General features: G+C 55.9%; 21 protein-coding genes, 4 tRNA genes and 1 pseudogene. 5 read left to right on the forward strand and 21 right to left on the reverse strand.

Features of this window, described 5'->3' with window-relative positions:
* Positions 1-200: 200 nt before the first annotated feature.
* From asnB to ACYZUD_RS18880, 8 genes are all read right to left on the reverse strand, one after another.
* Positions 201-2,042, reverse strand: a complete 1,842-nt coding sequence (asnB, locus tag ACYZUD_RS18845; RefSeq protein WP_462019638.1) for an asparagine synthase (glutamine-hydrolyzing) — start codon at positions 2,040-2,042, stop codon at positions 201-203.
* An 87-nt stretch (positions 2,043-2,129) separates the two neighbouring features.
* Entirely contained in the window at positions 2,130-3,590 is a 1,461-nt protein-coding gene (locus tag ACYZUD_RS18850; protein WP_462019639.1) for an oligosaccharide flippase family protein, read from the reverse strand.
* Positions 3,591-3,625: 35 nt separating this feature from the next.
* On the reverse strand, positions 3,626-4,828 hold the full coding sequence (locus ACYZUD_RS18855) for a glycosyltransferase (protein WP_462019640.1): 1,203 nt from the start codon (positions 4,826-4,828) through the stop codon (positions 3,626-3,628).
* A 236-nt stretch (positions 4,829-5,064) separates the two neighbouring features.
* Positions 5,065-6,153 (reverse strand): DegT/DnrJ/EryC1/StrS family aminotransferase, encoded by a 1,089-nt coding sequence (locus tag ACYZUD_RS18860; RefSeq protein ID WP_462019641.1) that lies wholly within the window; start codon positions 6,151-6,153, stop codon positions 5,065-5,067.
* Positions 6,150-7,127, reverse strand: coding sequence for a dTDP-glucose 4,6-dehydratase (locus ACYZUD_RS18865; protein WP_462019642.1), 978 nt, complete (start codon positions 7,125-7,127; stop codon positions 6,150-6,152). Before ACYZUD_RS18865 ends, ACYZUD_RS18860 begins: the two co-directional genes overlap by 4 nt.
* Entirely contained in the window at positions 7,124-8,080 is a 957-nt protein-coding gene (locus ACYZUD_RS18870; RefSeq protein ID WP_462019643.1) for a Gfo/Idh/MocA family protein, read from the reverse strand. The genes ACYZUD_RS18865 and ACYZUD_RS18870 overlap by 4 nt, the downstream gene beginning before the upstream one ends.
* Before the next feature lie 3 nt (positions 8,081-8,083).
* Positions 8,084-8,587, reverse strand: coding sequence for an acyltransferase (locus ACYZUD_RS18875; protein ID WP_462019644.1), 504 nt, complete (start codon positions 8,585-8,587; stop codon positions 8,084-8,086).
* Complete coding sequence (locus ACYZUD_RS18880; RefSeq protein ID WP_462019645.1) at positions 8,577-9,716, reverse strand: DegT/DnrJ/EryC1/StrS family aminotransferase; 1,140 nt, start codon at positions 9,714-9,716, stop codon at positions 8,577-8,579. The genes ACYZUD_RS18875 and ACYZUD_RS18880 overlap by 11 nt, the downstream gene beginning before the upstream one ends.
* Positions 9,717-10,128: 412 nt before the next feature.
* Between ACYZUD_RS18880 and ACYZUD_RS18885 the strand changes: the two genes are divergently transcribed.
* Positions 10,129-10,680, forward strand: coding sequence for an acyltransferase (locus ACYZUD_RS18885; RefSeq protein ID WP_462019646.1), 552 nt, complete (start codon positions 10,129-10,131; stop codon positions 10,678-10,680).
* 131 nt (positions 10,681-10,811) lie between these two features.
* On the opposite strand, the gene ACYZUD_RS18890 is transcribed toward ACYZUD_RS18885, so the two are convergent.
* Genes ACYZUD_RS18890 through wbpA form a run of 4 tightly spaced genes read right to left on the reverse strand, consistent with a single transcriptional unit; the run spans position 10,812 to position 14,785 of the window.
* The gene (locus ACYZUD_RS18890) at positions 10,812-11,915 is read right to left on the reverse strand and encodes a DegT/DnrJ/EryC1/StrS family aminotransferase (RefSeq protein WP_462019647.1); all 1,104 of its coding nucleotides are present in this window, start codon (positions 11,913-11,915) and stop codon (positions 10,812-10,814) included.
* Positions 11,912-12,496, reverse strand: coding sequence for a UDP-2-acetamido-3-amino-2,3-dideoxy-D-glucuronate N-acetyltransferase (gene wbpD / locus ACYZUD_RS18895; RefSeq protein WP_462019648.1), 585 nt, complete (start codon positions 12,494-12,496; stop codon positions 11,912-11,914). The genes ACYZUD_RS18890 and wbpD overlap by 4 nt, the downstream gene beginning before the upstream one ends.
* A gap of 7 nt (positions 12,497-12,503) precedes the next feature.
* Positions 12,504-13,454, reverse strand: a complete 951-nt coding sequence (gene wbpB / locus ACYZUD_RS18900) for a UDP-N-acetyl-2-amino-2-deoxy-D-glucuronate oxidase (RefSeq protein ID WP_462019649.1) — start codon at positions 13,452-13,454, stop codon at positions 12,504-12,506.
* Positions 13,455-13,471: 17 nt separating this feature from the next.
* The gene (wbpA, locus tag ACYZUD_RS18905) at positions 13,472-14,785 is read right to left on the reverse strand and encodes a UDP-N-acetyl-D-glucosamine 6-dehydrogenase (protein WP_462019650.1); all 1,314 of its coding nucleotides are present in this window, start codon (positions 14,783-14,785) and stop codon (positions 13,472-13,474) included.
* A gap of 547 nt (positions 14,786-15,332) precedes the next feature.
* Between wbpA and ACYZUD_RS18910 the strand changes: the two genes are divergently transcribed.
* On the forward strand, positions 15,333-15,734 hold the full coding sequence (locus ACYZUD_RS18910; RefSeq protein WP_462019651.1) for an HvfA family oxazolone/thioamide-modified RiPP metallophore: 402 nt from the start codon (positions 15,333-15,335) through the stop codon (positions 15,732-15,734).
* Positions 15,735-15,794: 60 nt separating this feature from the next.
* Here ACYZUD_RS18910 and ACYZUD_RS18915 read toward each other — a convergent pair whose 3' ends face one another.
* The 9 genes and pseudogenes from ACYZUD_RS18915 to rluD form a co-directional block, all read right to left on the reverse strand.
* Positions 15,795-16,658, reverse strand: coding sequence for a methyl-accepting chemotaxis protein (locus ACYZUD_RS18915; RefSeq protein WP_462025073.1), 864 nt, complete (start codon positions 16,656-16,658; stop codon positions 15,795-15,797).
* 39 nt (positions 16,659-16,697) lie between these two features.
* Positions 16,698-17,420 (reverse strand): annotated as a pseudogene (locus ACYZUD_RS18920) (MCP four helix bundle domain-containing protein); the annotation flags it as partial.
* A gap of 152 nt (positions 17,421-17,572) precedes the next feature.
* Positions 17,573-17,649: transfer RNA gene (locus tag ACYZUD_RS18925), tRNA-Pro, on the reverse strand.
* A gap of 95 nt (positions 17,650-17,744) precedes the next feature.
* A tRNA-Lys gene (locus tag ACYZUD_RS18930) sits at positions 17,745-17,820 on the reverse strand.
* 6 nt (positions 17,821-17,826) lie between these two features.
* Positions 17,827-17,903, reverse strand: a tRNA-Pro gene (locus tag ACYZUD_RS18935).
* A 9-nt stretch (positions 17,904-17,912) separates the two neighbouring features.
* Positions 17,913-17,988, reverse strand: a tRNA-Asn gene (locus ACYZUD_RS18940).
* Between the two features lie 298 nt (positions 17,989-18,286).
* A complete protein-coding gene (clpB, locus tag ACYZUD_RS18945) occupies positions 18,287-20,851 on the reverse strand; it encodes an ATP-dependent chaperone ClpB (RefSeq protein ID WP_462019652.1) in 2,565 nt (854 codons plus the stop codon).
* Positions 20,852-21,113: 262 nt separating this feature from the next.
* Positions 21,114-21,866: a peptidoglycan editing factor PgeF gene (gene pgeF / locus ACYZUD_RS18950; protein ID WP_462019653.1), complete on the reverse strand. Its 753-nt coding sequence runs from the start codon at positions 21,864-21,866 to the stop codon at positions 21,114-21,116.
* Positions 21,863-22,825 (reverse strand): 23S rRNA pseudouridine(1911/1915/1917) synthase RluD, encoded by a 963-nt coding sequence (gene rluD, locus ACYZUD_RS18955; RefSeq protein ID WP_462019654.1) that lies wholly within the window; start codon positions 22,823-22,825, stop codon positions 21,863-21,865. Before rluD ends, pgeF begins: the two co-directional genes overlap by 4 nt.
* Positions 22,826-22,976: 151 nt before the next feature.
* On the opposite strand from rluD, the gene ACYZUD_RS18960 reads away from it, so the two are divergent.
* The 3 genes from ACYZUD_RS18960 (at position 22,977) to ACYZUD_RS18970 (ending at position 25,936) form a co-directional block, all read left to right on the forward strand.
* Positions 22,977-23,999: an outer membrane protein assembly factor BamD gene (locus tag ACYZUD_RS18960; RefSeq protein WP_462019655.1), complete on the forward strand. Its 1,023-nt coding sequence runs from the start codon at positions 22,977-22,979 to the stop codon at positions 23,997-23,999.
* A 124-nt stretch (positions 24,000-24,123) separates the two neighbouring features.
* A complete protein-coding gene (locus ACYZUD_RS18965; protein ID WP_462019656.1) occupies positions 24,124-24,357 on the forward strand; it encodes a PP0621 family protein in 234 nt (77 codons plus the stop codon).
* A complete protein-coding gene (locus ACYZUD_RS18970; protein WP_462025074.1) occupies positions 24,347-25,936 on the forward strand; it encodes a sensor histidine kinase in 1,590 nt (529 codons plus the stop codon). The genes ACYZUD_RS18965 and ACYZUD_RS18970 overlap by 11 nt, the downstream gene beginning before the upstream one ends.
* Position 25,937: the final 1 nt, after the last annotated feature.

Genomic DNA, 25,937 nt, shown 5'->3' on the forward strand with positions numbered 1-25,937 from the left:
CCGCTGCATTTCAGATCTGCTGCGCTCAAAGGCCTGTAGTTCAGTGCCCACAACTGATGGTGGCCGACGGACGCAAAGACGGAGCTTTAGGTACGTTTCCAATTGAGCACTTGGTATCACCAAAGCACAGAACGAGTGTAGCTCATCAGGCGAAAACATTATTTTCGGGACGCCCAAACGGTCGTGCCCAAGATCCAGTATCAATCAAGAAAATGACTGTACCAGCGACAGAAATTGATCCAACGCCAGACCTGCCAGGAAAAAGGCTTTTTGCCAGCCATAATCAACTCAAATTCACGCAACACCTCGACCTGATCGAAAAATGGTAATTTCAAGTCGACTCGCAACCAACTACGAATCGTGTCCACCATTGACGTCAGCCAAACCTGTTCCGGGGTGGAGAAACCAATCTTGTCACGGCGATCCAAAATGTCATCGGGTACTATTCCCCGCATTGCGGCACGGAACACAGACTTTGTCTCCCCTTGGGGAGAGATCAGATAGGACTCTGGCAACGAGAGCAAAAGATTCACCATATCCAAAGTAAGGAAAGGCACCCTGCTTTCAACCGAAAAACGCATGGAGTTGCGGTCACCTTGACGCAACAGAGAAGGCAAGCCACGCCTCGTCAACGAAAGCGCCAACTCGGCCATCACACGTCTGCCGGACTCGCTCACGTCAGAACGCTGAAGCGGATAACGCTGGATAACACCCCGTGCGACAAGCGACTCACTTTTGATCCAGGTAGGTAGCGCGTTCATGCCGTTTAATGATCGTAACGCCTGGTTTAACGCCCCCTGGGTCATTTCAGCCACGCATCGCTTCGCTCCCCCCATCCGGCTACGTCCAGGCCACTTGGACCATTCATCAAGGAAGCTCCATGCCTCAGAGAAATGCCCCTTTTCAATCAGGCTCCGCAGACGTTGTCCTGGATACCCGCTGTAACCGGCGAGCATCTCATCGGCCCCCTGACCATCCAGGGTAACAGTAACTCCCTGCTCCCTGGCAAGCTGAAATACCCGGTACTGAGCATAAATGCTTGTACTACCGAAAGGCTCACCTTGCGCCAGGATCATTGAGTCCAGATCGCGCGCAAGCTCATCAGCATTGACGACCATTTTGTGAGGATTCGCCCCGACATGCTCATTGACCCTATCAACCCACATTTCCTCACTTACATCACTCCCCCGGGCGATGTAACTGAAGGTATTGATCGGCAAGCTCGGCTCGACATGGCGCATTGCACATACCACAGCAGATGAATCAATGCCCCCGGACAATGCAGCCCCAATCGCTACATCGCTGCGCAAGTGCAGACGAACACTCTGCAGAAACTGCTCCCTGACAAGCTCCGAGGCATCAGCAAAGCTGAGATCCGTACGCTCTGCGATAGACGGCACCCACCAACGCTGCGGCTCGCTCACCGAGCCGGTTTTGAGGTCAACAGTCAACAAATGGCCCGGCAACAGGTGCAAGACGCCGTCAAAAAAAGTCCTGGGTCCACTGTCATAGTCGCCGTGAATCAGATAGTCGTAGGCTCGTTGCCAGTCCAACGCCACCTTCTCCCGCTTCAGCGCCTTGATCGCCGACACCTCAGAGGCGAACAGGAACGCGCCCTGCTCCTGACTATAAAAGAAAGGCTTGATACCAAAGGCGTCACGCACAGCTGTCAAGGTTCCGGCCATCTGGTCGAACACCACAAATGCGAACATGCCAGTCAGACGTGATAGACATGTCCTGCCCCACTGCCACCACGCGGCCAACAGCACTTCGGTATCAGAATCGGAAACAAAGCGATGCCCGAGGGCCCGGAGCTCCTCGCGCAATTCCCGATAGTTGTATATCTCACCGTTGAAAACGATTGAGAGCGCTCCATCAGCCGTATGCATCGGCTGATGCCCAGCCGATGAAAGATCGATGATCGACAGGCGCGTATGCCCCAGGCCAACGACAGCGTTTGCAGTATCAAACAGCTCGTACCCATGATCGTCCGGACCTCGCCGACGCATGGCGGTAAGTGCCTTTGCCAGGCTGTCATCCACCAAGGATGACCGGACCGGCCACCACCCCCCTGCAATACCGCACATGGCTATCCAATCTCCAGAAACAAGGCAAATACACCAGCAGAATCACACATTAGACTGCCGACCAAAACGCTGACGAACCTGCATCAACAGCGCACGAATATCTGCAAGCGGCAGTAGGCCACTCGCGATCACGACGATGAGCAGTGCAATCAGCAGTAGCGACTTCAACAACAAGGTCAACGGCAAGTAGAGTTCAAGTCGATCCAATTGCGCCCCCACCAACGCACAAGCGATGAAGGCCGCTACGCCTGACAGACTGGCCCGCCAATCGTAGGGAATCCGGTAGAGTCGCTGACTAATCAAAAGCCAGGCCAGGAAAAAAACCAGCGCTGCCAAAAGTGTTGCCACTGCCGCACCCGACACACCCCACAATGGAACCAGCAGCCAATTGCCGACAGCACTAACCGTAGCGGACAACAGCGTCACCCAAAGCTGCCAGACGGTTTTCTTCTCGATAGCAATACCCGGTGCGAAAATATACATTTGGGATAAAAGCAGGGCAGGTGCCAGAAAAACCACCAGGGACGCACCTCCGAGGTATTCAACTGTCGCGAATACGGTTAGAAGTTCACGTGCAAACACCGCCAGAAACAGGCAGCCGGCCAGCGCTACAGCTGTAAACCAACCAAACAGTCGGGCAATCTGGCGTGGGGTCTCCGGTTCACGGTAATGCTGGTAGACCAGCGGCGTCAGCGCTGCCTGGATACCGAGAATCAGCAAGGCGGAAAGACCAGCAATACGGTTGCCAATGCCGAACAAGCCCACATCCTCTAGCGAGCCAAAATGGATCAGCGCAACGCGATTGATATAGAGGCTGACAAAGACGGCCAAGCCCGCCGGAACCAGAGGTACGGAAAATTTCAGCATCGCCACTAGCCTGTCGACATCGAAGGAAAAGCCGAAGGTAGCGCGCAGAAGCCAGAGACAAATCAGGACGGAACACAACGCAGCCATTAGCTGACCCAGCATCACCCCTTCCAGCCCCTTGCCAAGCAACAAACAGAAGACCACGGCAAAGACCAGCGTCATCACCGCATAGCAAAAACTGACCATGGCATAAGTCTTACTACGCAACTCCCAGCGAAACTGATTGAGTAGCAAGTAGTAGACGCCATTGATAGCGATAAACCCCAACCCCAAGCGAAAAGCGTTCAGGTAGGCCACATCGCCGAGAATCAACAGGTTGAGAGGTGATGACGCCAGCATCCCTACCAGCAGAAACACACCGTACATGCCGAAGGTGAACCAAAAGGTCGTACTGGCAAGCTTACGACGCTCAGACGGCTCTCCGGCGTCTCCCCAGTAGCGCGCCAATCCCTGCGAAACCTCTAGTGCAACGGACAGATTCACCAGCGCGCCAAAGGTGATAAGCAAGTCGAAAGCGCCATAATCACCGGCCGAGAGTACCCGCGTATAAAGCGGTAATAAAAAGATAGCCAATCCCTTGGATAAGATTGACGCCAGGCCGTAGATCAAACTGTCACGCAATGCGGCCTTAAGCACAGGTGCTTACCTCAAAATTTATAGAAAGCATAGCCTCAAGACTTACGATCCGGTGAAACACCACTCGCAAGATAACGAAGTGCCTCTTCAAGCTCCGGCTTATCGGAGACATGTAGATCACCCGGATCCTGTGCTAACAGACTGGCGACCAAGCGTTGCACCCGCTCGCGCGGGAGACCACAACCTCCTACATAACGAAGAACGTGTGGATCGCACCACCAATGAGCGGGAACATCACCATTAAGTAGAGCCTGATAACGCTGGGCCACGACCCTAGCATTCCAGCGCTCATTGACGAAACGCCGAGCCCGCTCTCCCAACTCCACCCGTAGTGCTGGATCAAGAATCAGGCGTTCAATCGCAGCCTCTAACTCGTCGGGTGTTACGAACAGGCTCGGAGGTATGTCATCTTCCGCCACATACTCCTGCACTTGGGCGGCAAAATAACCACCGACCACGGCCGGCCTACCAAGAAACGCCGCCTCGGTGGCAAACGCCGCAAGCGGTGTATCGGCATACAATTGGTCGACAACAAAATCGCAGTTTGCCAGCTCCTCCAGTACGCGTTCGTTAGACATACCTTGAATCTTCACCAGTTCAATCAGATGCCCCTTTTCCTGCAGTCGACCTATTATCTCAATGATCTGTGGTGAGCCCTTGACCAACGGATTGGATGGAGCATGCAGAATGCGCACCTTGCCATCACCCTCCCGCGGCGGACCGGGCTGAACACTCAGCTCTTTTGGCAGACCCATGGCGAACCAATTGATATAAGGCTTCTCATGGAACTGTGCACTAGCTGGTGAGTTAACTAAGTAGTCGGCATAGCGCTCGTGCAACTGGATGCGCCGCTTTCTTTTACGGGTCACAGCCCGCAGCAGCCTCTGCGCGGGCAAGGTATCTTCGACCGTACCGGGGAACCGGCCACCGTCCATATAGGGCGGCCGGGAATCGCTGCCGACGTAGATAAAAACCACTCGCTTCCCCAGGCGCCGTAGCAACCAGAGTTCGAAGCGGGAATTGGTAATGGTCTGGCCATAGATAAACAGGAACGCATCAAACTTGAACAATACGCGGGCAAACACAAGCCAGGCCCAAAGACTATGTGCCGTTACCCAAAAAACCTTACGCACAAGCTGAGCAGAAGAAGCTGAGACACGTGCAGATCCCAGACGCTGCCATACTTGAAATAGCCAGTTTGTTGGTGCGGACTGCTCATAGGCGAAGGGGTGAGGCATAGAAAGTACTACGCAAGCATCTACCCCAAGCTCCCGCAAACCTTTTGCCAGTCCGCTCGCAATGCCAGCAATTTCTTGAGGCCCGATACAAACTCTCAACGCAGACTCGCCCCACCCAGAAAAATATCAAAAGATCGAAACAACAACAGACGAACGATGGAAACCCCAAAAGAGATTACTTCCCTCTTCCTGCCTTAAATTACATAACCACTAACTTAGGCAAGATATGTCTGGAATCACTCCAACACTCCCTTTACTGCCTCTGCCACCGCATCGACGTCAAGGCCGGTGAAACACGGGAAGGTGATTGTAGTGGCTTCCAGCGCTGTTGAGATGGGCTGCGGACTGTTGTATTTTTTCAGGAAATAACTTCCTGAACTCAACGCGTATGTACCGATAGTGGTTTCCACTTGACCTCGCAACCTGGTAATCAAACCGTCGCGGGCGCAGCCTTCTGGGACCTTGAACACCATCGATTGAACATTGTAGGTGACAGATGAACCAACAGCCTGAACAACAAAACCCATTGGTTCAAGAAGCGCGATGTAGCGATCTCGAATGCTATTCCGCTGACGAATGATTTCATCGATCTTGGCCAACTGTTTACGCCCCATGATGGCTTGAAGCTCGGAAAGGCGGAAGTTGTAGCCATAGTCAACAAAGTCCAGCGCCACCCCCTTCATCCCCTGAGCACCATGAGCCAGCTTGACCGACAGCCATTCCGCCCAATCGTCACGGTTGGTAGTAATGGCGCCCCCCTCTCCGGTGCTGATGAGCTTACGCGGATGGAAACTGAAACAGGTCAGATCGGCGATGGAGCCACAACGCACGTCATGCTCCGAACTGCCAATCGCGCAGGCTGCATCCTCGATCAGCGGAACACCACGCTCGTTGCAAATGCGTTTGATCTCAGCCATACCAGTCGGATTGCCCAGTGCGTCGACGATGATTACCGCCTTGGTTCGCGGCCCGATCAAGGCCTCCAACACTTCAGGCCGCATGTTGAAGCTTGCCGGGCATACATCGGCAAACACCGGACGCGCCCCAAGATCCTCGATTACGTTCGCCGATGCAGGGAAGGAAAAATCGGAGACGATGACTTCATCTCCCTCGCCGATACCCAGCAGCTTCAGACAAACCCATAGCGAGGTAGTCGCCGAGGTAGTCAGGAAGGCATACTTGGCACCAGTATAGGCCGCCAGCTCTTGACGAAAGGCCTCCACTTGCTGGCCCCGAGTGAAGATGCCGCTCTCGAAAACCTCACGGAATTCAGCCTCGACCTCATCAAACGCTATGTAGGGTTTCATCAAACGGATCTGACTCATGAGCGCTCACCAATTCGTTGCTTGTACCAGGACAAAGTGTCGTTCAACCCCTTCTCGAAGGACGTCAACGAATACTGGATCAGGCCTTTGACCTTCTCGTTGCTCGCATTGTGACAGAGCACATCCGAATGGCGTGCAGGCTTGCGCAGGATCTCACCGCTATAGTCGAATGCCTTGCAGATGCGCTCAACCAGCTCCGTGATCGAAATCTGATTGTCCGTGGAGATGTTTACCGTCTCGCCTGTCGGTTGCACCGAATACAGTTTCACCACCGCATCTACCGTGTCCTGCACATAAATGAAGTCGCGACTCTGGGTACCCTCGCCATGAATCTCCGGCGTACCGCCGGTCAGTAAACGCATGGCGGTGATCGGTATCACACCGGCGAGCATGCCTTTATAGTTCTGCCGTGGGCCGTAGTTATTAAATGGGCGCACAATAAAGGCATCCAACTCGAACATACGCACATAGCTTTCGACCGCTAGATCGGCAGCGGCCTTACCTGCAGCATAAGTGGTAGTAGGATTACGCGGATGAGCTTCGTCCATCGGCTCATATACAGCAGAGCCATATACTTCCGAAGTGGAGAAATGACAGAGCGTCTTGAACAGACCACGACGCTGCAGCTCCAGAAGATTGAGCGTAACTCGTACATTGGTATCGAAAGCGTTGGCCGGATTCAGAAATGAATAGTTCAGCGCCTTGGTCGCGCAGTTGAAGACGATATCGATTGGATGGCTGGAGAAGATGTACTCCAGGCTGGTGTTGAATTCCGCATCGTCGCGATAGAAGGTGACTTTACCAGTCGCCAGCGCCTCCTCCAGGTTATCTTCTGAGCCAACGAACAGATTGTCGATCACGACAACATGCGCGGCCCCCTCGACAAGTAGCTTGTCCACGAGATGACTACCGATAAAGCCAGCGCCACCAGTGACAAGAATCGTCTTGCCCTGCAAATCATCACGAATCGTCATGCCTGCACCGCCGCTTGAATCACTGCACAAATCTTCATTGCCTCAACACCCGCATCTACCCCAGGCACGCTGACCGAGGACGGCTGCCGGCAACTGGCCATGAAGGCCTGCAGCTCGGACAACAGGGCTTCCTGAGGTGGAACCGCAACCGCCTCTTGAATCGCCGAGATGGTGTAGGGCAATACGTCACCCTGCTTGGTCTCGGACTGACGATTGATGATGATTTCCTTACGCAACAGATCGCAATCGACGAACATATCTGTGCAGGTGGCCTCGATCTGGCGCTTTTTCTTGTCCGTCACGCGGCTCGCCTGAATCCTTGAGAAGTGGCCGTTTTCATGAGTAATCAGGGCAGAGGCGAAATCGATCATATTACCGTGCGCGAAACCGTGGGCAACCACGGACTTCGCCGGGCCGTTAAGAAACAGCGCCAGATCAATGTCATGGATCATCAGGTCGGTGACTACATCAACATCGGTGATACGTGAGCTCACTTTGTTGGTACGAGTGAAATCGATACTGATGACCTGCTCACACTTATCCAGAACCACCTTCAACGCCTGGACTGCCGGGTTGAAGCGCTCAATGAAACCAACCTGAATATTCAGGTTGTGCTCCTTGGCGAAAGCCGCAATCTCTTGAGACTCCTCCAATGTCGCAGCAAGCGGCTTCTCAACGAAAATGTTCTTTACGTGACCGGCCGACAGACGGATGTAGTCAGCATGAGTCACGGTCGGCGTACAAATCACCACCGCGTCGACATCCGCGAGTAGCGGGTTTGGATCGACCACTCCGGGCACACCGTGCGCCTCGCCAGCACGAGCCGCCACAGCAGAGTCCGCATCGGCAACAAAGGCCAGTTCCACGCCCTTGAGCAGGGACAACACGCGCAAGTGATTGCGCCCCATATTCCCAAGACCGATCAGGCCTACCTTGAGCACTTCTTCATACATATCTCAAACGTCTCCGGAAACGCGATTGCCTTCCTTGTCGATCTTGGCGACCGCGCGAGCAGGATTACCCATGACCAAGGTGTAAGGCAGAACATCTTTAGTAACGACACTACCGGCTGCAACCATGGCGTATTCACCGATGGTGATACCGCAGACGATGGTCGCGTTGGCACCGATACTGGCACCGCTCCGCACAAAAGTCGGGGTGATGGACCAATCGGCATTGAAAGCGCGTGGCACCTTGTCATTGGTGAAACAAGCGTTGGGGCCGACGAAGACGTCATCACCGATCTCGACACCGTTATAGACCGAGACACTGTTCTGGATCTTGCAACGATTTCCGATCTTCACAGCGTGGTCGATATAAACGTCTTTGGACAGAATGCACCCTTCACCGATCACCACATCTTCGCGGATCTGGACGTTGATCCAGACCTTGGTGCCCTGACCAATACTGGACTTGTCCGAGATATTTGCCGTCGGATGGACATAGACGTCATTTGCCATGAGCGCCTCCTCCCAGCGTCGCACGAACCACAGACACCACACTCTGTAGTTCCTCCGAGGTCATGTACGGGAACAGTGGCAGGTTAAGCACCGAAGCACACAGCTGCTCGCCTACCTGACCACCGAAGTGCCCCTTGATAAAGGCGGCAGCGCCCGGCTGGCTCGACATGACGCCGGGATAGATATTCGCAAAGCCGATATCCGCAGCCTTGAGTGCAGACTCCAACGCGATCTTGGTATTTGCATCAGGTACCAGGCAGACATTGCAGTAACCATTTTCTTTGTAAGAGGCCGGCGCGGACATTAGCTCGATGCCAGTTGAACGCAGAGCATCTTTGTAAAACGCGACCGACTCGCGACGGGATGCAATGCGTTGCTCGATATGATCCAAGGACAGGTTAAGGAAGGCCGCCTGCAGCGAATCCAGACGTGAATTCCAACCCACGTCGCCATAACCATAATGAGCGGTGCGTCCATGATTACCGAGGCGCCGAACCTTTTCCGCCAAAGCAGGGTCGTTAGTGAACACCGCACCACCATCGCCAGCACCACCCAGAACCTTGGCGGGATAGAAGGAGGTGGTGGAAATGAACGCACCCTTGCAGATCGGTTCGTTACGGAATTCAGCGCCATACGACTGAGCGCCATCCTCGATCAGGGACACGGAGTGCTTCTTGCAGAGATCGCGCAGATCCTGCAAGCGCGCACCGCCCCAACCGTACAGATGAGCAATTATCGCGGCCTTGGGCGATGCCTCGCAAATAGCCTGTTCGAACGCAGCAAAACTGACGCCCCCATCAGTAATGTCGGCATCAACGGTGATTGGTTTCGCGCCTACGTTGACGACCGCTTCGAAGGTTGCCCAGAAGGTCACGTTCGGAACCAGTACCACGTCCCCCTCACCGACGCCCACTGCACGCAGGGCCAGTTGAAGAGCATCCGTACCGTTTGCACAGCTCACTGCATGAGCCACTTGCAGCTCCGACTGCAAGCGTGACTCCAAGGCTACAATTTCGGCACCACCGATGAACTGTGCGTTGATCGTCATCGCGTGGAATTTTTCCATCAACGCGGCATGGAGCCCGGGCTCCAAGCGCTTGAGATCAATGAAGGGAACTTTAATTTTCAATCTCCTGACTTAGGCAATCTCAAAAATGACCGTCACTTTATCAGCAACCCGGCCCAATCTCATAACTGGTGTTCACTTCCATCAGGCATCACTAACGACTCAATGCGCCTGGGACCATCAGAGCCGCCCCAGCCTCACCGTCGCCTCCGTAGGCCGAACCAGTGATGGAGGTCGCCCGACAGCCTTCCGAATTACGCGTCCAGCCGGACACAGGACGTACCAAACGTCTATCTAGCGACCATCGCAATCGCCCGATGAGCAAGGTGTAACGTACCGTGAACGAGCAGCCGAGAGCCATGCGATTGGGCTGTAGAAGGCACGCGACAACTACCTAGAAGAATGCCGAGAGCGTTATACTCGTATGGAATTAAGCTGAAAAAATTTTACTTTTTTCAATGAACTGGAAAAAAAAATGACTAAAAAAAACTATTTAAATGCATCACCAGAAAAGCCAGAAGATGCATTCCTTATGCAACTGAAAAAAACAATAAAACACTTACGCGCCGAGATATTTTCCAAATTTAAACGACATGTATCAATAAACGACCTGGTTTCGGATCGATGGGAAACAGCCAAATTCTATGGATTTGGAGAAGGCACATCCTGCTATAACAACGTACTCATCATTGGAGATGTGAAAGTAGGAAACAACACTTGGATAGGCTCAAATGTTGTACTCGACGGCTCTGGCGGACTCGAAATAGGAAGTTATGTCTCTGTTAGTTCTGGAGTTCAGATATACACACATCACACAGTAGAGTGGAGCACATCTCTTGGAAAGGCTGAAATAAGCCGAAAACCAACCAAAATAGGTGACGGTGTTTATATTGGCCCGAATTCCATTATCCAAATGGGGGTGAGCATCGGTGACGGTGCAATTATTGGAGCCATGAGTTTTGTAAATCGTGATGTCCCTGCCGGGTCAAAATTTTTTGGCGTTCCGGCAAAAGAGATTGGCAAGTGATCCATAAACCCAGAATCAGCTGCGCAATGGAAATGGCTGTAGCAAGCGTGATGCAGTCCCAATGCTAAAGAGAAGACCCGCCCCCCAAGCTTATAGACCTCCGGGCCCCTTTTGGCAGGTCGACCTAGATGTCAAGGTGATGTCGCCACTCGCAGGCACTCGCTCAACGCGCAGACAATGGATTGCAATGCCGCCTCATCAATATATGGATGCATCGGCAAGCTCATAACACGGGAGGCAGCAGCATCACCGACAGGCAACTCAGCCGTTTCATCCTTGACTGCAGGCTGACGATTGAGAGGGATCGGATAATGCACGGCGGTGGGTACACCCAGTGCTTTGAGTTGATCCTGGACCTTATCTCGCTGACTTACCTGCACCGTGAACTGGGCCCAGGCACTGCTATTGCAAGTCTCTACATATGGCACAGCAATCCCAACCTCACCGAACAGCTGGCCGTAACGCTCAGCTACCTGCTGACGCAGCACCAGTTCCTCGTTGAAGATTTCCAGCTTGGGCAAAAGAATGGCCGCCTGAAGAGTATCCAGACGACTGTTCACCCCAACACGCACGTGGTGGTAGCGGCGATCCTGACCATGACGGGCAATTTGACGCATGACAACAGCTAGCGGCTCGTCGTTGGTAAAGATCGCTCCGCCATCGCCGTAACAGCCCAACGGCTTGCTCGGAAAAAAGCTGGTACAGGCGATAGTCGTCATATTACAGGAACGCGTGCCTTTATAGGACGCACCGAAACTCTGCGCCGCATCCTCGATCACCGGAATGCCGTATTTGGCAGCGATGGCATTGATCGCGTCAAAATCCGCACATTGCCCATACAGAGACACCGGAATAATCGCTTTGGTGCGCGGTGTTATCGCCGCTTCCAGCAGAGTCGGATCGAGGTTGTAAGTGCGCGGATCAACGTCGACGTAGACAGGTTTGGCACCCAGCAATGCAACGGTTTCTGCAGTAGCGATATAGGTGAAGCCAGGCGTGATCACTTCATCCCCATGACCGATACCCAACGCCATCTGCGCGATCTGCAACGCATCGGTGCCGTTTGCGCAGGTGATGCAATGCTTGGCCCCGACGAAAGCGGCAAGACGTTCTTCCAACTCTGCCACTTCTGGACCGAGGATGTATTGGCCATGTGCCAGGACACGCTGGATCCCAGTATCGATCTTGTCCTTGATTCTGGCTTGCTGGATCTTGAGGTCAATAAACTCGATCATTGCGCGGCCTCCTTGACCAGCGTTTTACCGCTCAATATGTAACGCGCACCACTGTGCTCGCAAATAGCAACTCCATCGCCTTCCAGCGGCAAGTCCAACTGTTCACCGAATTCGCTCATCCAGCCGATTTGCCGAGCCGGCACACCGACCATCAAGGCGTAGGCCGGTACAGTCTTGTTGATCACAGCACCGGCACCGACGAAAGCATACTCGCCGATCGCGACACCACAGACGATGGTGCAATTGGCACCCAGCGTTGCGCCCTTTTTTACCAGAGTGTCGCGGTACTCGTTTTTACGTTCGATCAGAGAACGCGGGTTGTAGACGTTGGTAAATACCATGCTCGGACCACAAAAAACGCCCTCTTCGAGCGTGACATTGTCGTATACCGAAACGTTGTTCTGAATCTTGCAGTTGTCGCCAATGACCACCTTGTTACCGATAAAGACGTTCTGCCCGAGGGACACGCCTCTGCCAATACGTGCGCCACCGCAGACATGCACAAAGTGCCACACCCGCGAGTCGTCACCGATCTGCGCACCCTCATCGACAATCGCGGAAGGATGAATCTGATAGTTCATGCCTGCCTCAGCGACTCTGGGTTGCAAGGAAAGGATGGCCCTCGTCGTTCTGCGGCGTAACGATGGCGGACGAACGAATGGTGTTCACGGTCTCGACACAGTGACGCGCATCTTCGATACCGTAGCCACGACCGGCGAGAATTTCCCGATAACTGGTGGTGTGCAGGTCGGTAAAGCCTTCGGAGAATTCCATCTCATCACCGTCAACCGTGATGGAACGGTAGGTCGGCTTTTTACCTTTGACCGAATCCGGCAGGTCATCGGCATCGATCGACAGGAACCAGCGCACGCGTGCTTTTTCGTATTCGAGGTAGCCAGCGGCTTTGTAATCATTGGCGAAGTGCACAACATTACGCTGCAGCTTGCCGAAGATGAAATGCAGCATGTCGTAGAAGTGCACGCCGATATTGGTCGCGACCCCATAAGATTTGCGCGGATCGCCCTTCCAGCTCTCCATGTACCACTTGCCTCGGGAAGTGATGTAGGTGAGTTCTACATCGTACTTGCCGTCGCGGGCTTCACTGGCAACCTTTTGCTTGAGGTCGAGAATTGCCTGGTGATGACGCAGTTGCAGGATGTTGTAAACGCGCTTGCCGGTCTCACGCTCGACTTGGGCAAGTTCATCCAGAATTTCTGGAGTAGGTACCAGCGGTTTTTCACAAATCACATCGCAGCCAAGGCGCAAGCCGGCCGCAATATGCGAGTGGTGCAGGTAGTTGGGCGAGCAGACGGCGACGTAGTCCAGAGCAGTAGCTGGATTACGCTTGAGCTGCCAGGCGTGTTCGATGAAACGCTCGAATTCGGTAAAGAATTCGCTCTGCGGAGACAGGCTGTCAATGATCCCCACGGAATCATTGATGTCATAAGCCGACACCAACTCGTTAGCCGTGTCTTTGATTGCGCGCATATGCCGTGGGGCGATGTAACCGGCGGCGCCGATAAGGGCGAAACGTTTCAAAAGGAACACTCCAGCAATCAGGCTTTGATGATATGAGCTTCAGGGGTGCGGTATTTGCCGCGACTATCGATCACTAACCGTGCATGCTGGCGAATCAGCTCATAGTCGAATTTATCGTGATCGGTGGCCAGAACAACGGCGTCGAAGCTCGCAATATTTTCAGCGGTCAGCGCTTCGCTCGACAGATTGAAGTGGTGCTCCCGCATCTTCGGGAAAACCGGAACATGCGGGTCGCTGTAAGCCACCACACAGCCCTTGGCTTCGAGCAACTCCATAATCTCGACGGAAGGCGATTCACGCATATCGTCCACGTTTTTCTTGTAGGCAATACCGAGCACCAACACCTTGCTGCCCTTCAAGGCCTTGCTGCTGTTGTTGAGGCCATCCATCAGCTTGCTGACGACATATTCGGGCATGGCCTTGTTGACCTCGCCGGAGAGTTCGATGAAACGTGTGTGCAAACCGTACTCGCGAGCCTTCCAGGTCAGGTAGAACGGGTCGATCGGGATGCAATGCCCACCGAGTCCCGGCCCTGGGTAGAAAGCCGTGAAGCCGAAAGGCTTGGTCGCAGCCGCATCGACCACTTCAAAGATATCGATCCCCATACGATCAGCGACCACTTTCATCTCGTTGACCAGGCCAATATTCACCGCGCGGTGGATATTTTCCAGCAACTTGGTCAGTTCGGCAGCCTTGGTGGAGCTGACCGGCACGACCTGGTCAATTGCCTGCTCGTACAATGCGATACCCACTTCCAGGCAAGCCGGAGTGTGCCCGCCGATCACCTTGGGAATAGTCCGAGTTTCAAAGTCTGGATTGCCCGGATCTTCACGCTCTGGCGAATAGATGAGGAAGATGTTTTCACCCACCGTCAACCCGCCTTCCTGAACCCGCGGAAGCAACTCTTCTTCGGTAGTCCCTGGATAGGTGGTGCTCTCCAGAGAGACGACCTGCCCTTCGCGCAAATAGGGTTTTATCGCTTCAGTGGTGTTGATCACGAAGCTCATGTCCGGTTCACGGTACTTGTTCAGGGGGGTCGGCACGCACAGGATCAAGGCGTCGCATTCGCTCGCGCGCTGGAAATCTGTGGTGGCTTCGAAGCCGCTTTGACGGGCGTTCTGAATTTTCTCGGCAGGGATATGCTCGATATAGCTTTGCCCGTCATTCAGCCGGGAGACTTTAGCCTCATCGATATCGATGCCTAGCACACGAAAGCCGATAGCGTTATAACGCAACATCAGAGGCAGACCGACATAACCTAGCCCAACGATACCAATTAGAGCCTCTCTGCTTTTGAACTTGCCAACACTCGCCCGTTTAATGCCCGACATCAGGTAAAACTCCCATTAACTAAATTCTTAAGCGGTTAACACTTCAACTAACCGGGGATCACCACCCATTGTTGATGTTTTTCTTCGCATATCTGTCTTGCCATTTCCGGGTAAGCGCTTGCTTCTTGGCTGGCGTGATCCGAATAGCTTCCTGTACTGGCGATGCCCACCCCAATAGAGTGCTGCTTGCCCTCCAGTACGGCATAACCGCCCGCGGGGCGATGAACCTGGATTGCCAGGCAGGGTACTCCCTTAGCCTTGCAACCGAAAAAGCCCATTATGCCACTTATCTCCCGGCATGGCTTTGAAGCAATTGCTGATGACGCAGGCACTTCGGTCCGACCAAACACTTCTGTGTCTCACTGTATCTCTCACCCCGATTCCGCCCCGTCGCTTACAAACTCCCCCCACGCGCGACACAGTAGCGATACACCACTCCCGCTAAATAGCCACACCCGAGCAAGGCACCCCGCCTGCACAGGTTATCGCCGCACTTACGTGGCGTCCTTTATCGAACGGTTGTGTCGTGCAACCCAGGAGATTTTAAATGTCCCGTACCACCACTCTCAGCAAGAACACCATTGGCCTGCTCGGCGCCGTTCTGGCCGGTGGCATGATGCTGTCCGGCTCCGTGTTCGCCTCGCAGCCGCTGACCCAGGGCTACCTGCTGGCCTCGGCCGAACAGGTCGTGAAAACCCCTGAAGGCAAATGTGGCGAAGGCAAGTGTGGCGATGAATCGATGGCTCGCACCGACACCGATGGCGACGGCAAGGTCTCCCGTGCGGAATTTCTGAAAGTGGCGCCCAAGGCCGACTTCGACAAGATCGACACCAACCATGACGGTCAGATCGACGAACAAGAGGCTTTTGATAACGTGAAAGCCAACTACGAAGCCAATGGCAAAAAAATGCCAAAAGGCTTGTTCGAGCACCTGAAAGACAACAGCTAATCCCCAATAAAAAAGCCCCGCTTCTCCATCGAGAAGCGGGGCTTTTTTCATCCGGCGGACTTACACCTGAAAGCGCTGCACCATGGTGCGCAACGAATTGGCCAGCTGTGAAAGCTCATGGCTGGAGGCGCTGGCCTGATCTGCCCCGGCAGCGGAACGCACCGACAAATCGCGAATGTTCACCAGGTTGCGGTCAACTTCACGTGCCACCTGAGCCTGTTCTTCGGCAGCACTGGCGATCACCAGGTTACGCTCATGGATCTGGTGAACCGACGCAGTGATAGTCTGCAACGCCTCACCCGCACGCTCCGCCAAGGCCAACGTACTGGCCGCGCGGGTCGAGCTGGCTTGCATGGAGTCGAGCGCCTGCGTTGAGCCGGTGCGCATGCCCTGAACCATCTGTTCGATTTCCTGGGTCGATTGTTGTGTGCGATGAGCCAGGGCCCGAACTTCGTCGGCAACCACCGCAAAACCCCGACCGCTCTCCCCTGCACGCGCGGCTTCGATGGCGGCGTTGAGGGCCAGCAGGTTGGTTTGTTCGGCAATGGCACGAATCACATCCAGGACTTTACCGATGCCCTGGGACTGGTCGGCCAGGGATTGCACCAACCCGCCTGTGATCTGCACATCGCTGGCGAGAGCACCGATGGCACTGACCGTTTCGCTGACGCGTTCCTGGCCAACATGGGCGGACTCGCTGGATTGGCGCGTGGCGTCAGAGGTAGACACCGCGTTGCGAGCAACCTCCTCCACCGCCGTGGTCATTTCGGTAACGGCGGTGGCGGCCTGTTCGATCTCGTTGTTCTGCTGCTGCAGGTTCTGAGTGCTATCGAGCGTGACGGCATTCAACTCGTCAGCCGCCGTCGCCAATTGCGCCGCCGAACCGCTGATGCCCTGCAAGGTTTCACGCAGGTTGTGTTGCATGGTCGCGAGGGCCTTGAGCAAGCGACTCACTTCGTCGCTGCCATGGGTTTCGATGGGGCGAGTCAGATCGCCTCGGGCCACGTTTTCCGCGGCATTCAACGCTTCACCCAAGGGCTTGACGATACTTCGGGTCAGCAACATTGCCAGGCCGACAGTGGCCAACGCTGAGAGCGCGATGAACAGGCTGACGATCATCCGCGACGTTTCGTAGTGCGCTTCAGATTTCTGGCTTTCCGCGGCGACTTGTTTGGCGAACAACTCCGCGAGGTCATTGAGCTGTTTGCCGGAACCATCGACCACGGTTTTCATGTCCACCAGCAGCAGCTTGGTCAGTTCGTCACGGCGCCCCTGTTCGGCCAGGGAGAACGATTGCGCAATGCCAGCACGATAAGCCGCGAAGGTGGTTTTGAACTGGTCATACAACGCCTTGCCTTCGACGGTATTGACCAACTGGTCATAGGCCGCAATCTTGTCGCTCAGCTCTTTGTCGCGGGTATCCATCTGGCCACGGTAGACAGGAATGTTCTTCGGGTCCTGATCCAGCGCCATGCGCAGGGAGATGGTGCGGATACGCAGCATGATTTCGCGGATCTCGTCGCCGCCGCGGATACTCGGCAGCCATTGCTTCTCCACGGCCACCTCGCTGTCGCGAATGCTCGACATCTGTCCCAGGGCGAAAACCCCGAGCAGCGCCACTAGGACGGCAATCAAGGCAAACCCCAAGGCTGCCCGAGGAGCAATATTCAACTGACGAAGCAACATAACAAACGCCCTTTCTTGTAGTGACCTGGATTAGGGGCGTTGTTTCGGCAGTACCCCGTCAGCTCATTATCGGCAAGTTGTACGATGAATGAAGTGATCTTTTTTCGAAGACAAAAAAATCCCCGTATCTTTCGATACGAGGATTTTTAATATGGTCGGGGTAAGGGGATTCGAACTCCTGACATCCTGCTCCCAAAGCAGGCGCGCTACCGGACTGCGCTATACCCCGGTAAAAAAAAGGCACCCTTGAAAGGCGCCTTCTGCGAACAGAGCTTTTGGCGTCTGATCTTAAGATTCGATTCCAGCGTTAACTGGTTTCAAAAATGGTGGGTCGTGTGGGATTCGAACCTACGACCAATTGGTTAAAAGCCAACTGCTCTACCAACTGAGCTAACGACCCAAAAAATGGTCGGGGTAAGGGGATTCGAACTCCTGACATCCTGCTCCCAAAGCAGGCGCGCTACCGGACTGCGCTATACCCCGGTTTGAAATTGGCTCCGTGACCAGGACTCGAACCTGGGACCCAATGATTAACAGTCATTTGCTCTACCGACTGAGCTATCACGGAACTACATATTTCAATTTACAACTGTGAAGCTTGCTTCACCTCTTCGACCCGTTCGCATCGCTGCGTTCGTGTGTCTGAGGCGCGCTATTCTACAATCTTAAGCACCTCTGTCAACCCCTTAAATTGCATTCAAGTTAATGATTTGCAACTTATTTCAGATTCCTGCTTGGGGAGCAGAAACCCTTCCGGGTGACTTACTGCGGGGCGCACTTTACAAGCCTTTTCCTTTCAGTTCAACAACCTGACGAAAAAAAGGCCTCGCAATGCGAGGCCTCTTCTATTTTGCTGCCGCCACGGATCAGACGAAGACGATTTCGTCGTTTTCCACGACACCTTTGGCGGTATCGCCGGGCATGAAACGACCCGACAGAATCAGCTGCGCCAGCGGGTTTTCGATCCAGCGCTGGATCGCTCGTTTGAGCGGCCGTGCGCCATACACCGGGTCGTAACCGACTGCGATCAGCTTATCCATGGCCTCAGGGCTGAGGTCGAGCGTCAGCTCCCGCTCGGTCAGGCGGCTGCGCAGACGACCCAACTGGATCTCGGTAATGCCCGCGATCTGATCCCGAGCCAATGGTTCGAAGATCACCACTTCGTCGACCCGGTTGATGAACTCCGGCCGGAAGTGCGTGGAAATCGCATCCATCACCGCCGCGCGCTGAGCCTCACGATCACCGACCAGTTCCTGGATCTGCACCGAGCCCAGGTTGGACGTCATGACAATCACGGTATTTTTGAAATCCACCGTGCGGCCATGGCTGTCGGTCAGGCGACCATCTTCCAGCACTTGCAGCAAGATGTTGAACACATCCGGATGAGCCTTCTCGACCTCGTCCAGGAGGATCACCGAGTAAGGCTTGCGACGCACCGCCTCGGTCAGGTAACCGCCCTCTTCATAGCCTACGTAGCCTGGTGGCGCACCGATCAGTCGAGCCACGGAATGTTTCTCCATGAACTCGGACATGTCGATCCGCACCATCGCCTCTTCAGTATCAAAGAGGAACTCGGCCAACGCCTTGCACAGCTCGGTTTTACCGACACCGGTCGGGCCGAGGAACATGAACGAACCGCTCGGACGATTCGGGTCGGACAACCCGGCTCGCGAACGCCGCACCGCGTTGGAAACGGCAACAACCGCTTCGTCCTGGCCGATGACGCGTTGATGCAGCAGGCTTTCCATCTTCATCAGCTTGTCGCGCTCGCCTTCGAGCATTTTCGACACCGGAATGCCGGTCCACTTCGACACGACTTCGGCGATCTCTTCTTCGGTCACCTTGCTGCGCAGCAACTGGTTTTCGCTTTTGCCGTGCTGGTCGACCATTTGCAGGCTGCGCTCCAGGTCCGGGATCACCCCGTATTGCAGCTCGGCCATGCGGTTCAGGTCGCCTTTACGGCGCGCGGCTTCCAGTTCCTGACGGGACTGTTCGATTTTCTGCTGGATCTGCGCAGAACCCTGGACTTCGGCTTTTTCCGCGTTCCAGATTTCTTCGAGGTCCGAGTACTCACGCTCGAGACGAACGATTTCTTCCTGGAGTTTTTCCAGACGCTTGATCGCCGCTTCGTCGCTTTCTTTCTTCAGCGCCTGGGATTCCACCTTCAACTGAATCAGGCGACGCTCCAGACGGTCCAGCACTTCCGGCTTGGAGTCGATCTCCATGCGGATGCGGCTGGCCGCTTCGTCGATCAGGTCGATGGCCTTGTCCGGCAACTGACGATCAGTGATGTAGCGATGACTGAGCTTGGCCGCCGCAATGATCGCACCGTCGGTAATCGCCACCTTGTGGTGAACTTCGTAACGCTCTTTCAAGCCACGCAGGATGGCGATGGTGTCTTCTTCGCTCGGCTCGTCCACCAACACTTTCTGGAAGCGTCGCTCGAGAGCGGCGTCCTTCTCTATATATTGGCGATACTCATTGAGCGTGGTCGCGCCGACGCAGTGCAGTTCACCGCGAGCCAACGCAGGCTTGAGCATGTTGCCGGCATCCATCGAGCCTTCGCCCTTGCCCGCGCCGACCATGGTGTGCAATTCGTCGATGAACAGAATGATCTGCCCTTCCTGCTTCGACAGTTCGTTGAGCAGGGATTTGAGGCGCTCTTCGAACTCGCCACGGTACTTGGCGCCCGCAATCAACGACCCCATGTCCAAGGACAACAGGCGTTTGCCTTTGAGGCCATCCGGCACTTCGCCGTTGATGATGCGCTGCGCCAGGCCTTCGGCGATGGCGGTTTTACCGACGCCGGGTTCACCGATCAGTACCGGGTTGTTCTTGGTGCGACGTTGCAGCACCTGGATGGTCCGGCGAATTTCGTCGTCACGGCCGATCACCGGATCGAGCTTGCCTTCTTCGGCACGCTTGGTCAGGTCGACGGTGTATTTATCCAGTGCCTGGCGCGACTCTTCGTGGTTCGCATCATTGACGGCTTCGCCGCCACGCAGGTTGTTGATCGCGTTTTCCAGGGCTTTCTTGCTGACACCCTGGCCGAGCAACAATTTGCCAAGCTTGCTGTTCTCGTCCATGGCGGCGAGCAACACCAGTTCGCTGGAAATGAACTGGTCGCCCTTCTGCTGAGCCAGGCGATCTGCCTGATTGAGCAGGCGTGCCAGATCCTGCGACATGTTGACGTCGCCGGTCGGATTCTGGATTTTCGGCAGCCGGTCGAGCTCTTTGGTCAGCTCTTTACGCAGGCTGTTGACATCAAAACCTACCTGCATCAACAGGGGTTTGATCGAACCACCCTGCTGTTCAAGCATGGCCTGCATCAAATGCGCCGGTTCAATGCCCGGATGATCGAGACCGACGGCCAGGGATTGGGCGTCGGACAAGGCTAACTGCAACTTGCTGGTTAAACGGTCTATACGCATGGGTCACCTTCCTTTTGAGCAGGCCGGACCTATAAAACATCCTGAATGAAGAAACCTGCCAGATACCGTTATAGATGTGGTCGATTCTGGGAGTTTCAAGCGTCGTACAGTTGATGTAGATCAGAGAAGTCTAGCGGGTGCCCTGTCTCGTCAATACGTTCCTCTTTTGACGAGTGGCTGTTGTCGTCAGGCAAGGCGCCGCGACGAGTCATAGCTCGCTATGGCGAGGAGCGGCAACGCAGCATGACGGCAACAGACGCCGTCAAAAAGGAACAGTATTGGTGAGACAGGGCACCTGAAGCCAGATCAGGGAGGCAAACCGACCGGTGCGTGGACTGCGGCGGAAAGAAAAGAAGCGCGGATCGGTCACGGTGCAGAAACCACCACCGTAGACGGCCGTTACACCACGAGCGGCCAGACGCAAACGCGCCAGCTCATAGATATCGGCCATGAACTTGCCGGCATTGGCACTCGGCACAAAGGCTTTGGCGGCTTCAGGCAGTTGCCGGACGAAGGTTTCGCGCACTTCGGGGCCGACTTCAAAGGCTTGCGGGCCGATGGCCGGGCCGAGCCAGACCAGCACTTCGGCAGGTGGCACGGCCAGACTGTCGAGCGTGGCTTCCAGCACGCCCGCCGCCAACCCGCGCCAGCCAGCATGAGCGGCCGCCACACGCGTGCCGGCACGGTCGCAAAACAGTGCCGGCAGGCAGTCGGCGGTCATCGCCGCGCAGGCAATACCGGGTGTTGCTGTCCAGCTCGCGTCGGCAGTGGCCGTAAGGCCTCGGTCTGCGTGGGCCACGGCGATGCCGTGAACCTGCTTTAACCAAGCTGGCTGAATAGAGAAATGATCGGTCAGGCGACGGCGATTTTCGGCAACAGCTTCGGGGCTGTCGTCAACGTGATCGCCGAGGTTGAGGCTGTCGAACGGCGCCAGACTGACGCCGCCCGCACGGGTGGTAACGCAGGCTTTCACCCCGGCAGGCGCAGGCCAGTCGGGAATCAGCCAGTCACTCATCCGATGAACGCCTCGCGGTCTTGCTTGAGCAGCGTCAGCAACCAGACGAAGTCGTCCGGCAGTGGCGATTCCCAGCTCATGCGTTTACCGGTCGTCGGGTGATCCAGCTCCAGGAACCGCGCATGCAGCGCCTGACGCGGAAAAGCCTTCAACGATTCGACCATGGTCACACTGGCTGCCGGCGGGATACGGAAACGACCGCCGTAGGCAGGATCTCCGACCAGCGGGAAGTTGATGTGAGCCATGTGCACACGAATCTGGTGCGTACGACCGGTTTCCAGCTTCACCCGCACATGCGTGTGGGAGCGGAAACGCTCAAGCACGCGGTAATGGCTGACAGCCTGCTTGCCACCTTCCATCACGGCCATGCGCTGGCGCTGCTGACCGTGACGACCGATCGGCGCGTTGATCTTGCCGCCCGCCGTCACCACACCGATCACAATGCATTCGTAGATCCGGCTGACGCTGCGGCTCTGCAATTGCGTGACAAGCTGTGTCTGCGCCTGAATGGTCTTGGCCACCACCATCAGACCGGTGGTGTCCTTGTCCAGGCGATGCACGATACCGGCGCGGGGCACATTGATGATGTCCGGCACGTGGTGCAGCAAGGCGTTGAGCAAGGTGCCGTCAGCATGACCGGCAGCCGGGTGCACCACCAGGCCAGCAGGCTTGTTGATGACCAGGATGTCGTCATCTTCATAGACGATGTCCAGCTCGATGTCCTGAGCGATCCATTCGCCCTGAGCTTCCTGCTCGGCAGTCAACTCAAGAATGGCGCCACCGTGAACGATGTCTCGCGGGCGGATAACCGCCCCATCCACAGTCAGGCAGCCGTCTTTGATCCAGGCGGAAAGGCGCGAGCGCGAGTGCTCAGCGAATAATTGTGCGGCGACTTGATCGAGGCGTTGGCCGCCCAATTCGGACGGCACCTCTGCGCGAAGTTCAATTTTATCGGACATGCTCAGACTAGGCGTCGGCACAGCCTTTGGTTTCGGCTGCGCGCTTGTGGTTAAATACGGCGTCTTTTGCCCCGAGGCTATTCAACGGGGCGCTCATCATAACAGGACGGCCCCGCCCAAGACAGCGGCCGTCATAGGGACGCAAGCCGCCATGCAAGTGAAACACCTGCTGCTGATCGCCATCCTCGCATTGACCGCTGCTTGCTCATCGAAGGAAGTCGTAGACGAAAACCTGAGCGAAGTCGAGCTGTACCAGCAGGCTCAGCACGATCTGGACAACAATAGCTACACCGCCGCCACAGCCAAGCTGAAGGCGCTGGAGTCGCGTTATCCGTTCGGTCGCTATGCCGATCAGGCTCAACTCGAGCTCATCTACGCCAACTACAAGAACACCGAGCCTGAGGCTGCGAAGTCCGCCGCCGAGCGTTTCATTCGTCTGCACCCACAGCACCCGAACGTGGATTACGCCTACTACCTCAAGGGTCTGACGTCTTTCGACCAGGACGTCGGCCTGCTGTCGCGCTTCCTGCCGCTGGACATGACCAAGCGTGACCCGGGCGCTGCTCGCGACTCCTACAACGAGTTCGCCCAGCTGACCAGCCGCTTCCCGAACAGCCGCTACTCGCCGGATGCCAAGCAGCGCATGATTTACCTGCGCAACCTGCTGGCGGCCTACGAGATTCACGTTGCCGACTACTACCTGACCCGTCAGGCCTATGTCGCTGCCGCGAATCGTGGTCGTTACGTAGTGGAAAACTTCCAGGAAACCCCTTCGGTCGCCGACGGCCTGGCGGTGATGACCGAGGCCTACCAGCGTCTGCACCTGGACGAACTGGCCGCGACCAGCCTCGAAACCCTGAAGCTCAACTACCCGAACCACCCAAGCCTGGTGGACGGTCAGTTCGTGCCATCGGTAGCCGAAGCCGACAACCGTTCGTGGCTGAGCAAGGCGACCCTGGGCCTGATCGAATCCCGTCCGCCGCTGCCGCCGGGCGAAACCCGCGCCAACCAGGACGTGCAGAAGCAGTTCCAGGATGCCAAGGACGCGATCCCGAACGATCTCAAGCCTAAAGATGAAAATGGCGACGTGATCGAAGAAGAGGAACACGAGTCGGAAGCCAACAACAGCGACCGCTCGTGGTTCAGCTACATGACCTTCGGCGTGTTCGACTGACACGACCGGTGGTGCAAAAGGGAGACTCTTGAGTCTCCCTTTTTTATTGCGGCGTTTTATACCGCTGTGCGCGTGTCATGTCCTTGGCTAAACTGGCTAATCACTAGCCAAAAAGCAGCTCACCATGCTTCGTTTATTGTTCTGGATCGCCCTGATTGCCGCTGCGGTATGGTTCTGGCGCAAGTTCAAGGGTTCGGCGTCTGCCCCCAAGTCCTCCGCCGAACTGGAAGCCGCCCCCATGGTCCGTTGCGCTCATTGTGGCGTACACCTGCCCCGTGACCGCGCACTGAACCTTCAACAACAGTGGTATTGCAGCCAGGCTCACCTTGAGCAAGGCCCGGGTGCCAGTGATCGCTGAGACGTCCAGTCCCGGCAGCAAACAGGCTCAGCGACTGCTGCGCCTTTATCACCTCTACCGTTTAAGCGTCGGTATCACCCTGGTGCTGCTGATTTCCAGCAACCTGGACAACCGATTGCTGACGTCCAGCAATGACGACCTGCTGCGCAGTGGCAGTTGGTTGTACCTGGTATTGAATATCCTGCTGGTGGTCTTCTTCGAGAACACCCGCCGCCCGGCGCAACTGTTCAGCCTGGCGCTGACCGACGTCCTGCTGCTGTGCGGCCTTTTCTTCGCCGCCGGCGGTGTGGCCAGCGGCATTGGCAACCTGCTGATCGTATCGGTGGCCATCAGCAACACCTTGTTGCGCGGGCGCATCGGTCTGCTGATTGCCGCCATTGGCGCACTCGGCATCGTAGGGCTGAGCTTCCTGCTGAGCCTCAGCCACCCCTCCAGTCCCAACGATTACCTGCAAGTCGGCACCCTCGGCGCCCTGTGTTTTGCCGCGGCGTTGCTGGTGCAAGGTTTGACCCGACGCCTGGAAGTCAGCGAAACCCTGGCCGAGCAACGAGCCAGTGAAGTGGTCGGCCTCGAAGCCCTCAACGGGTTGATCCTGCAACGCATGCGCACCGGAATTCTGGTGCTCGATGACCAGCGGCGGGTGCAGTTGGCCAACCACAGCGCCTTGACCCTGTTGGGTCGGGACCATCTCGAAGGCCAACGGATCGACGACTGCTCACCCCCTCTGGTCGAACGCCTGCAACTGTGGTTCAACAATCCGACGCTACGCCCCCAGAGCCTGAACGTCGCCAGTAGTGGTCTGGAGCTGCAACCCAGCTTTATTGCCCTGGACCAAAGCCCCCACCATCAGACACTGGTGTTTCTTGAAGACATCGCCCAGATCGTCCAGCAAGCCCAACAACTGAAACTCGCCGCCCTCGGCCGCCTGACCGCCGGCATCGCCCATGAAATCCGCAATCCACTGGGTGCCATTAGTCATGCCGCGCAGCTATTACAAGAATCAGAGGAACTGAACGGCGCGGATCAACGTCTGACGCAGATTATTCAAGACCACTCTCAGCGAATGAATCGAGTCATCGAAAACGTCCTGCAACTGTCCCGCCGCCAGCAAACCGTGCCGCAAAGGCTCGATCTGAAGCCTTGGCTGGAACAGTTCGTCGCCGAAACCCGTGAGGGGGCGACCGAGCGCCAGGAGGTTCACCTGCGCATCGACTCGGGCGACTTCAAAACCCTGATGGACCCGGCCCAACTGACCCAGATTCTCGACAACCTGTTGCGTAACGCCTGGCGCCATAGCGCCCTGAGCCACGACCGGGCACAGGCTTGGTTTGAGTTGTACATCGACCCCGATAGCCAGCTGCCGACTCTCGAAGTCCTGGATGATGGCCCTGGCGTGGCACCGGACGATCAAACGCAGTTGTTCGAACCGTTCTTCACCACCAGCAGCCAGGGCACTGGCCTGGGGCTTTATCTGTCCCGTGAGCTGTGTGAAAGCAACCAGGCCCGCCTAGACTTCAAACCACGCCAAGGCGGCGGCTGCTTTCGCATCACCTTTGCGCACGGACGGAAACAAAGTTGAA

It is taken from the genome of Pseudomonas sp. XS1P51 (genome assembly GCF_054897845.1).